The 10,259-nt window shown below is 38.3% G+C and carries 9 protein-coding genes; 8 read left to right on the forward strand and 1 reads right to left on the reverse strand.

The genetic code is table 11. From position 1 onward, the window contains the following. Window positions 1-248: 248 nt before the first annotated feature. Window positions 249-737: an antibiotic biosynthesis monooxygenase family protein gene (locus FG383_RS18930; protein WP_142608979.1), complete on the reverse strand. Its 489-nt coding sequence runs from the start codon at window positions 735-737 to the stop codon at window positions 249-251. Between the two features lie 208 nt (window positions 738-945). Between FG383_RS18930 and hemE the strand changes: the two genes are divergently transcribed. From hemE to FG383_RS18970, 8 genes are all read left to right on the forward strand, one after another. Next, window positions 946-1,998: a uroporphyrinogen decarboxylase gene (hemE, locus tag FG383_RS18935; RefSeq protein WP_142608981.1), complete on the forward strand. Its 1,053-nt coding sequence runs from the start codon at window positions 946-948 to the stop codon at window positions 1,996-1,998. A gap of 16 nt (window positions 1,999-2,014) precedes the next feature. Next, a complete protein-coding gene (hemH, locus tag FG383_RS18940; RefSeq protein WP_142609007.1) occupies window positions 2,015-2,947 on the forward strand; it encodes a ferrochelatase in 933 nt (310 codons plus the stop codon). Between the two features lie 269 nt (window positions 2,948-3,216). Next, window positions 3,217-4,155, forward strand: a complete 939-nt coding sequence (locus tag FG383_RS18945) for a YncE family protein (protein ID WP_142608983.1) — start codon at window positions 3,217-3,219, stop codon at window positions 4,153-4,155. Further along, the gene (locus tag FG383_RS18950) at window positions 4,152-4,826 is read left to right on the forward strand and encodes a response regulator transcription factor (protein WP_142608985.1); all 675 of its coding nucleotides are present in this window, start codon (window positions 4,152-4,154) and stop codon (window positions 4,824-4,826) included. Before FG383_RS18945 ends, FG383_RS18950 begins: the two co-directional genes overlap by 4 nt. Then, window positions 4,823-6,217, forward strand: a complete 1,395-nt coding sequence (locus FG383_RS18955; protein WP_142608987.1) for a sensor histidine kinase — start codon at window positions 4,823-4,825, stop codon at window positions 6,215-6,217. The genes FG383_RS18950 and FG383_RS18955 overlap by 4 nt, the downstream gene beginning before the upstream one ends. Then, on the forward strand, window positions 6,214-6,639 hold the full coding sequence (locus FG383_RS18960; protein ID WP_246097064.1) for a FixH family protein: 426 nt from the start codon (window positions 6,214-6,216) through the stop codon (window positions 6,637-6,639). The genes FG383_RS18955 and FG383_RS18960 overlap by 4 nt, the downstream gene beginning before the upstream one ends. A 132-nt stretch (window positions 6,640-6,771) precedes the next feature. Further along, complete coding sequence (locus FG383_RS18965; RefSeq protein WP_142608989.1) at window positions 6,772-7,341, forward strand: TetR/AcrR family transcriptional regulator; 570 nt, start codon at window positions 6,772-6,774, stop codon at window positions 7,339-7,341. 68 nt (window positions 7,342-7,409) lie between these two features. Continuing rightward, window positions 7,410-9,599: a YhgE/Pip domain-containing protein gene (locus FG383_RS18970; RefSeq protein ID WP_142608991.1), complete on the forward strand. Its 2,190-nt coding sequence runs from the start codon at window positions 7,410-7,412 to the stop codon at window positions 9,597-9,599. Window positions 9,600-10,259: the final 660 nt, after the last annotated feature.

Raw genomic sequence — 10,259 nt, forward strand, 5'->3', positions numbered from 1 at the left:
TTGAAATCATCTGGAACACCACCTGCATTTAATAATTCTATTATAAATGAACAAAGCGAGGTATTCGACGATTGAATCGTCGAATACCTCGCTAAGTTAAATTATCTGGACTTTTTCAGTGCCCTCAGCAAGCATTGGGTGGTTTACTCATCGTAATTACTGATTGCCTTTAAAGCCATGCTATTATATTGCAAGACTGTTGGGTGTTGATGCACCAAACATTCTTTTTAATGAATATCCTCTCTAATTTAGTCCTCTTCATTTGTCGATGAATAAGTAGAAACATAAGGAGCCCCTGTGAAGAATTGTTGCTTATCAACGATGTCATCAAAATTCATTGGATGAGATTTCACCCATACTTCATAGCTGTTTGGACCAGACCATTCTGTTAAAATAATGTAAGTGTCTGATTTGATTGGTTTTAATACACGGAGTGCGATAAACCCTGGCTCAGATTCGAGGGTTGGTGCTAAATTTGTATATTTATATTCAAAAATGGGTTTGCCTTCCTCAGAAATGGGAATATGTTGTAAGGCGAAGTACCCTTTTTCGGAGAACTGCCCGAAAGCTTCTAATATTTCATACTTTCGTGGTGCTTGGAAAATAGTTTTGTTGGTTGTCTCATGGAGTAGTACGGAGTTACCTATTCCATGCAGTGCATATATTTGCTCATTCGGGTGTTTTTTTTTGATGGACTCCATAAATTCAGGTGTTCCTGAAGTTAAATATAAATTCATCTGAGTACCTCCTAATTTTGTTTATTTCCTTTACTTTTCCCTTAAATGCAAATTTAGAAACCTAACGACCCAATTTTGACGATGAAACGGGACAAATTTATGACAAATACACTATATGCCTATACAATAGTAAATAGAAAGACTATAGTGGAGACGTATATTTGAAAAGAGACGTACCCTTTAGATAGAAGAAAGGCAGGAAATTTGAATGACTACTTTTAATGATACGCTTCTTCGTGCGGCACGCGGAGAACAAGTGGAGCACACACCGGTTTGGTATATGAGGCAAGCAGGAAGATCTCAACCTGAGTACAGAAAAATAAAAGAGAAGTATTCTTTAGAACAGATTACGCATGAACCAGAATTATGTGCATATGTTACACGTTTACCAGTGGAAAATTACAATGTGGATGCAGCGATCCTGTATAAAGATATTGTAACACCTTTAACTGGAATCGGCGTAGATGTGAAAATAAAAGCTGGTGTCGGTCCAGTAATTTCAAATCCAATCAGCACGGTGCAAGATGTATACAATCTTGGCGATTTATCTCCAGAAGATGATGTTCCATTTGTATTAGAAACGATAAAATTGTTAACAACTGAACAGTTGAATGTTCCACTAATCGGATTTGCAGGGGCTCCATTTACACTTGCAAGCTATATGATAGAAGGCGGACCTTCGAAGAGCTATAACAAAACGAAAGCATTTATGATTTCGGAACCACAAGCATGGTTTGCATTAATGGATAAACTTGCAGATATGACTATTGTTTATATTACAGCACAAGTAAAAGCAGGAGCGAAAGCGATACAAATTTTTGATTCATGGGTTGGTGCTTTAAACGTAGCGGATTATCGTATTTTCATTAAACCGGTAATGACACGTATTTTCACGGAACTTCGTAAGCTAGGTGTTCCATTAATAACATTTGGTGTTGGCGCGAGTCATTTAGCAATGGAATGGCATGACTTACCTGTTGACGTAGTTGGACTAGACTGGCGTTTATCGATTGAGGAAGCGCGTGCAAAAGGATTGACGAAACCGCTACAAGGGAACTTGGATCCATCCTACTTAATCGGAGACTGGGCAGAAATCGAAAAACGCGCAAAACTTATTGTGGAGCAAGGCGTAGCACAACCAGGACATATTTTTAATATTGGACACGGCGTATTCCCTGAAGTGAATCCGGATACATTAAAACGTTTAACAACATTTGTACATGAGTATAGCCGCGAACTTATTGCAGCAAAGTCTAACTAAACTTTTTGAGGTGACAATAATGAAAAAAACAATGGGATTATTAGTAATGGCATACGGAACTCCCTACGAAGAAGCCGATATTGAACGCTACTATACACATATTCGTCACGGTCGTAAACCAAGCGAGGAACAATTGGCGGACTTAACGGGTCGTTACAAAGCGATTGGTGGAATTTCACCATTAGCGAAAATTACGGAAAACCAAGCACAAGGTTTATGTGATCGACTAAACGAAGTACAAGATAAAATTGAATTCAAAATGTATATTGGGTTAAAACATATTGAGCCTTACTTAGAAGATGCAGTTGCACAAATGCATAAAGACGGTATTACAGAAGCAGTATCTATCGTATTGGCACCTCATTTCTCTACATTCTCGATTAAATCTTATAATGGTCGCATTCAAGAAGAAGCAGAGAAATTAGGTAATTTAACGATTACTTCTGTGGAAAGTTGGTATGATGAGCCAAAATTCATCCAATATTGGAATGAAAAAGTAAGCGAAGCATTTGCAGCAATGTCCGAGGAACAACGTGAAAAGGCATGCCTAATCGTGTCTGCTCACTCACTTCCAGAAAAGATTCTTGCGATGGGTGATCCATATGCAGATCAGTTGAATGAGACAGCAGACTTGGTCGCAAAAGCTGCAGGCGTGAAAAACTATGCGGTAGGTTGGCAAAGCGCTGGACAAACTCCAGAGCCGTGGATAGGGCCAGACGTACAAGATTTAACTCGTCAATTACATGAAGAAAAAGGCTATACAACATTTGTATATACGCCAGTTGGTTTCGTAGCGGAACATTTAGAAGTACTATACGATAATGACTATGAGTGTAAAGTTGTATGTGATGATATTGGAGCGACATATGTACGCCCAGCGATGCCGAATGATCAGCCGTTATTCATCGATGCAATGGCAGATGTCGTATTAAAACAACTTCGTGCGTAAGTATTAGGAAAATGTAATCCCCAAAAAACTATTTCTACTTGGTTTTTGGGGATTTTTTATTGGAAATTTAGTTTAGTTGTAAAAATATCGGTTTTAGTTGGAATATAGAGGAGTTTAGTTGGAATTTTTACGGGTTTAGTTGTAAAATTTGAGCAGTTAGTTGTAAAAGGATATTTTATCCATATTATGTGAATGTTTTTTAAACTCTAGGATGAAATTTCAAACTTTTTTCACACGTATTAGGTAAAATAGCTTTAGGGGGTGGGGACTTGAAAAAGCTAAGTATATTGTTCGTGTTGTTTTTGCTTGGTGCGTGTGCAAAACCCTCGCTACCATCTATTGATCCGTCGGTTGATTTTGTGGCGAGTTTAAATACAGCGGACGGAACAATAGATTTCATTTCCACGGAACAAAAAGTGTTGGAAAGTTGGCAACTGGATGCTTCGTATACGGGATTTACATTAGTGTCAGACGACCTCCTATTACTGTATGGATTTACGTTAAAGAAAGCCGTTCTAATCCAGTTATCTACAGGTAAACAGTTGGCAACATTGGATGTAAAAGAAGGAACAACCTTTGCTTACGCTTATGAAGAAAATATTTACATAGCAAATGGAAAAGAAAATACGGTCACCCTTTTCAATAAAAAAGGAGAAGCCTTAGCAGAAGCAGCTACTGGGAATTATCCAATGTCGATAATTGCACATGACGATAATCTTTACGTAGTAAACTTCAAAGATGAAATTCTTTCTATTTTTTCATTAGATTTAACAGAAAAAACGACATGGGATATCCCGAATTCTTCACATGGACTGTTTGTAAATGGAAACGAACTATGGCTCGGTGGTCATGGGGCTGGCAGCAGTCCTAATCGGGTTATTCATAGATATGATATAGCGACTGGAGAGTTACTTGGTGAAATAGAAACACCGATGATGCCGGTTAATATGACGAAAGCAGCAAATGGACATATTTTTGCGGTCAGTCATGGAAGTAGCACTGTTTATGAAATTTCAGAAACAGGTGAGGTGCTAGCTTCACTCAAAGCAGGGGCGAACCCTTTTGCAATTGAAACATTTGGAGATAATATCGTATTAGCTGGATATGATGATCATCATCTATACTTTATTCAATCAGGAGAAGTAGCAAATAAGGTGCATGTAGGTAAAGGACCATTTCAGTTGGTCGTAAGGGAGGCGAGCAAATGACGACGATATTAGTAGTAGATGATGAACAGGATATGCGTGGACTAATTGAATTGCATTTGCAAAAAGCTGGTTTTGATGTGTTACACGCTGAAAATGGGGAAGACGCGCTGAAAATGGTTCATTCGTTTTCGGTCGATTTAATACTGCTAGATGTCATGATGCCTGGCAAAAGTGGATTTGAAGTTTGCCAAGATTTAAGGGAATTTACATTGGTACCGATTATATTTCTCACAGCGTTAGATGCGAAAACAGACTTAGTGAAAGGACTTGCGCTTGGCGGGGATGATTACGTCATTAAGCCGTTTACCGCAATCGAACTAATAGCGAGAATAGATGCTATATTAAGAAGAACTGGAAAAGTATCTAAAGACAATAAGCTCATAAAAGGGATTATAGTAAATGACCCATCTGCCAGACTAATATTACGAAACGATCAAAAAATTAACCTCACGCTTAAAGAATATGAACTCCTCCATTTATTTATGGAAAATGAAGGGAGAGCATTTTCTAGAGAGCAATTACTGGAAAAGTTATGGGGCTTGGATTATGAAGGCGGAACACGAACGGTAGATACACATATTAAAACGCTTCGATTAAAGCTTGGTATCGTTGCGGGAAAATATATTGAAACGGTTTGGGGAATTGGTTATCGTTTTGAGGTAAAAGAATGAAGAAGCTTTCGTTTAAAATATGGATGTTGCTACTCCTTTTTATTACAACGACGATCGTGTTTTTAGTTATCTTTACGAATTTTTTGTATGAGGAACTCTACGTTCAACATACTGAAATGTCTATGAAGGAAGTTGCGGAAAATTTGCAGCGTACATATGATGGCGGCGTCGTTACGAATGAGTTTATTAAACAAACAGAAGATTATAATCGTTTTTCAGATGTGGAAGTATTTACAGTACGAAATCCGAGAGAGCTAAGTGCATGTCTTCCTTTTGATATTGATTATGACACGTTAATTGGAGCAGAAGAACGAGCGGAATTGTTAGACGGAAATGCAATAACAAAGCGCGGATATGAAAAGCGTTTTGACCGGGATGTAGCATCGGTTATTTATCCACTCGTTGATGAGAATAGATTAGAAGGAATTATTTATGTATACGTACCTTTAACAAAAATTACCGAAATGGCGTCGAGTGATGTACTTTTCTTACTCGTAATTGTTTCTCTATTATTAATTTGCTTGGCATATATTAGCTTGAAAAGTTTGCAAAGAGTGTTAAAACCATTAGCAGTGTTAAACGAAGCAGCGCTGGATATGGCTGCGGGAAAGTATGATACACGCGTAAAAGTGGAATCCCAAGATGAAGTGGGAGAGCTAGGGAAAAGTTTTAACCATATGGCATCGTCTATTCAACAAGAAGATGATAAGAAGCGAGACTTTCTTTCCATCGTTTCTCATGAACTTCGCACGCCGATTAGTTATATAAAAGGGTACGGGGAGGCATTTGAACAAAACCTTATACCAGAGGAGAAAAAGGCTGAAATATACACACTTATCACTCGAGAAGCAAACCGTATGCAGAAGCTCACGAATGATTTGTTGACTGTTGCAAGATCAGAGACGTTGGCGGAGGTAGAAACTAGTCCGCTCGTTTTAGCGGAAACAATTCGTGAGACAGTTCAACTTGTAAAAACGATGGCGAACGAAAAAGAAATAACATTTGCTAATTCGATAGATGAAGAGACGATTTTATGTGCAGACGAGCAAAAAACAAAACAAATCCTTATTAACATTTTAGAAAATGCTATTAGGTATTCACCTAATAATTCCATCATAACAATTTCGAATAAAACAACGAAAAAAGAAACTACTATTCTAATTACAGATGAAGGATGTGGAATCGAAAGCGAACATCTAGCACATATTACGGAGCGTTTCTATCGGGTGAATAAAGCGAGAAGCAGGTCCGATGGTGGAACAGGATTAGGGTTATCCATTGCTGCACAATTAGTAGAAGTGCAAAATGGGAAACTTGCATTTGATAGTGAAGTAGGAAAAGGAACTAACGTATATATTACATTACCTATTTGGGAGGATACATTTGCATGAAAAAAGGGATAGCGGCATTTACATTAACGGCAATGGTGTTAACAGGTTGTGGAGCAGAAGAGGCAAATCATACAAATCATGAAGAAACGACTTTTCAAGAAATTGTTGTACAAATACAAACTCCCGAACAACTACCGGTAGGAGAGGAAGTTGTTTTAGCTGCCAAGGTTTCCCAAGGTGAAAAAGCAGTGGATGACGCGGATAAGGTAGAATTCGAAGTGTGGGAATCCGGTTTGCGCGATGAAGGGCAAATGATTGAAGGGACATTAACAAAAGATGGTGTGTATGAGGCAAATTATACATTCGATCACGACGGAGTCTATTATATGTTTGCACACACTACTGCAAGAGGTCTTCATACGATGCCAAAACAAAAGCTAACAGTTGGTAGCCCTGATTTGAGTGCCCGTATTACCAGATGAAAGTGAAGACACAATGCACGATAGTCATTAAGAAATACTTGCAAAAAGAATACATTAAGCGTAATATAATGACTAGATGACCGAATTGGTTTTCTGGTCATTTCTTTTTTGAGAGAAATGGAGTGTTGCTAAATGGATCGTAAGCAAGAAATTTTAGAAGCTGCAACGAGATCTTTTTCACTTTTTGGGTACAAAGCTACAACAATGGAGCAAATAGCAAAAATCGCAAACGTAGGTAAAGGGACTATTTATACGTTTTTTGAAAACAAAGAAGTTCTCTTTCAAGAAATTGTAAGGGGAATGATTTGTGAGATGAAGCAGGAGGCAACGAATGTCATTCAAGAAGGTGTCTCTTTTCAGGAAAATGCCCATGCTGCTTTGATGAAAATGTTAGAGTTTCGAGAAACGCATCAGCTCTATGCCAAAATCGTGGATGAGGAAAAAGATTGGAGAACACCAGCTGTAAAACAAATGCTACATCAAACGGAGCAGGCAATTGTCACGTTCATTAAAGAGAAGATTGATAAGTGTGTAGCTAAAGGTGAATTGAGACAAGTAAACAGTGAGCTTGTAGCATATTTATTATTTAAGGCTTACCTTGCTTTTATTAATGATTGGAATGTAACGCATGACGAGTCATTATCCGAAGTAGAAATCGCGAATTTTTTTCAGGAAACAATTTTTCGTAGTCTCTTAGTTTGAGACTTATTTTTTTCACAATAAATGACCAAATGAACAAATTGGTCAAATGGTTTTAGGAGGAAGTTAGAATGATAAAAGCAGAATGGAAAGCAATATTTACGAATCGAAAACTATTTATTCCTATTATTGCAGTGTTATTTATTCCCGTGTTGTATGCTGGAATGTTTTTATGGGCTTTTTGGGATCCATATGCTGGCTTAAGTGATTTACCAGTAGCAATCGTCAATTCAGACGAAGGTGCTGAAATGGAAGGACTAGAGTTAGATCTTGGAGAGACGTTAAAAGACAAACTTATCGATAGTGAGCAATTCAATTTTAAATCTGTGTCGAAAAAAGATGCGCTACAAGGGTTAGAAGATGAGGATTATTATTTGCTCATTGAAATTCCAGAGAACTTTTCACAGCATGCGACAACCTTATTGGATGAACAGCCAGAAAAAATGGTGATCACGTATAAAGCAAACGAAGGATATAATTTCTTAGCATCTCAAATTGGTGGAACTGCGATGGATCGAATTCGTGCAGAGGTGAATAAAGAAGTCACATCCACATACGCTGAACAGCTTTTCGATTCGATTACTAAAATAGGTGATGGTTTTGCAGAAGCATCAGATGGTGCTGGTCAATTAAAAGACGGCGCTTCAGAAATAGATAATGGTGCTAGCGATTTAAAAGGCTATTTAGAACAATTGGCAAGCAGTACAATTGAACTGAAAGATGGTACTAATACAGTTGTAGATGGTATTCAATCAGCAGCGAAAGGCTCTACTCAACTAAATGACGGAATAGCTAAACTAGCTAACGGGTCTACTCAGTTAGCAGATGGTGCGAACCAAACAGCAACAGGAGCAGGCTCATTAAAAGAAGGTATTAGCGACTATACAGCAGGTGTTGCAAAGTTAAATGAAAGTTATCAATTACTTAGCGAGAAAGAAAAAGCTTTAGTCGCATCATTAGCACAGTTACAAAGCAGTTCTGCGACGCTCAATGATAGCGCCAACCAATTATCGCAAGGGGCTTCGCAAGTAACTTCTGGTATTAAAGGTTTAGCAAGTCAAATGGAACAAATAAGCGCGGCACTTCCAGCAGAACAAGCAGCAGCATTAACGGAAACACTAAAACAATTAGAAGCAGGGAGTTCCACAGTGTCAGCTGGATTAGAAAAACTTGCAGATGGAACGACTGCATTATCTAATGGAACAGCTCAAGTGCATAATGGAGCGGAACAATTAAGTGCAGCATACACACAAGCTGGGCAAGGTGTTGCAAAGCTAAATGAGTCATCCCCAGCATTAGTAGAAGGTTCTTCTAGTTTAGCAACAGGAACAACTACATTAGCAACAAAAATGAAAGAATTTAATACTGGTATAGAGCAGGCATATACAGGTTCAACAAACTTGGTTAGTGGCCTAAATCAATTAGCAAGCGGTTCAACACAATTACAAAAAGGAACTGGAACGCTAGCTGAAAAATCTGGTGAACTTGCAGATGGATCTACTAAACTAGCGGACGGTACAAAAGCATTAGTCGATGGTACGAATACGTTGCAAACTAGCTTACAAGATGCAAGTAAAGAAGTTGGAGACGTAAGTGCAAATGATGCAACATTTGATATGATTTCCTCTCCAGTAGATGTTGAGACAGAAGCTGTCAATGCAGTACCGAACTATGGTACAGGGTTTACTCCTTACTTCTTGTCACTTGGTTTATTTGTCGGAGCATTATTAATATCTATCGTATTCCCACTTGTACAACCAGCTATTAAGCCAACAAATGGAGCATCATGGTTTACAAGTAAAGTAACAGTACTTGGGGTTGTTGGTATTATACAATCCTTAATAGCAGTAGCAATCGCGTTATTTGCACTTAAATTAGAAACACAAAATGTTGGTATGTTCATCCTAACAGCGATTATTACAAGCTTTACATTCTTAGCGATGATCCAATTATTTGTTTCTGTTCTAAGTGATTCTGGACGATTCTTGGCTATTCTTGTGTTAATTCTTCAATTAACAACAAGTGCAGGAACATTCCCATTGGAATTGATTCCACAGCCATTACAAATTTTTAATAAATTATTACCGATGACTTATTCGGTTCAAGCTTTTAAAGCAGCTATTTCTACAGGAAATATGAGTGCTCTATGGGCAAGTAACGGAGTGCTTATCGGATTTATGGTAGTATGTCTAGTATTAACATTTGGCTATTTCATGTTGTTATTCAAAAAACGTCACTCCAATCAAACGGCAGAAGCATAATAAAAAGCGCTTATCCCTAAAAAAGGAGATAAGCGCTTTTGCTATTCAAGAAAGATGATGAATCATTTATAGAAAGTAATACATATGCATAGATTTGATTGTTTTCTAAAGCAGGAATAATAGTGCTAAAGCGCCTGTCTTTTATCCGATTTAGCAAATGGGAACAAAAAAACAGAGTAAATCTCATAATAGGGATAAAGCATCGTAAAGCCCTATTAGGTGGCCGCTAGGATTTTCGCTGCAGTCGTACGCTTTCCGCCGGGTAAGCGATGAGCCATCCCCGCCGCTTTTAGGCGTACGTTGGGATGTCTCATTTTGCTCACTTATCCGGCAGGAGTCGACGCCTGCAGCGAAAATCAAAGGGAAATTGCTAACTAATCAGCTTCAATTCTTACAATAGATGGTTGAGCGAGACCAAATCCACTGTGAACGCGACAAACTAGCTTCGATTACAACAAAGACTACCCCGAATGCGACAAAACGACCGCTGAACACGACAAGCCTGGAAATCCTATCCGGTAAGACGCATTATCCTTATTATGCGTCACAATGATCGGCGGCTCACTCCAAGTAAACTTGCTATTTTAAGAACTGGTTGCTTTCATCGGCAATTTGGTTGCTCTCGGATTTGATTTGATTGCTTTCCGAATATCTCACTAG

This window comes from Psychrobacillus soli, assembly GCF_006861775.1.
Lineage (GTDB): Bacteria > Bacillota > Bacilli > Bacillales_A > Planococcaceae > Psychrobacillus > Psychrobacillus soli.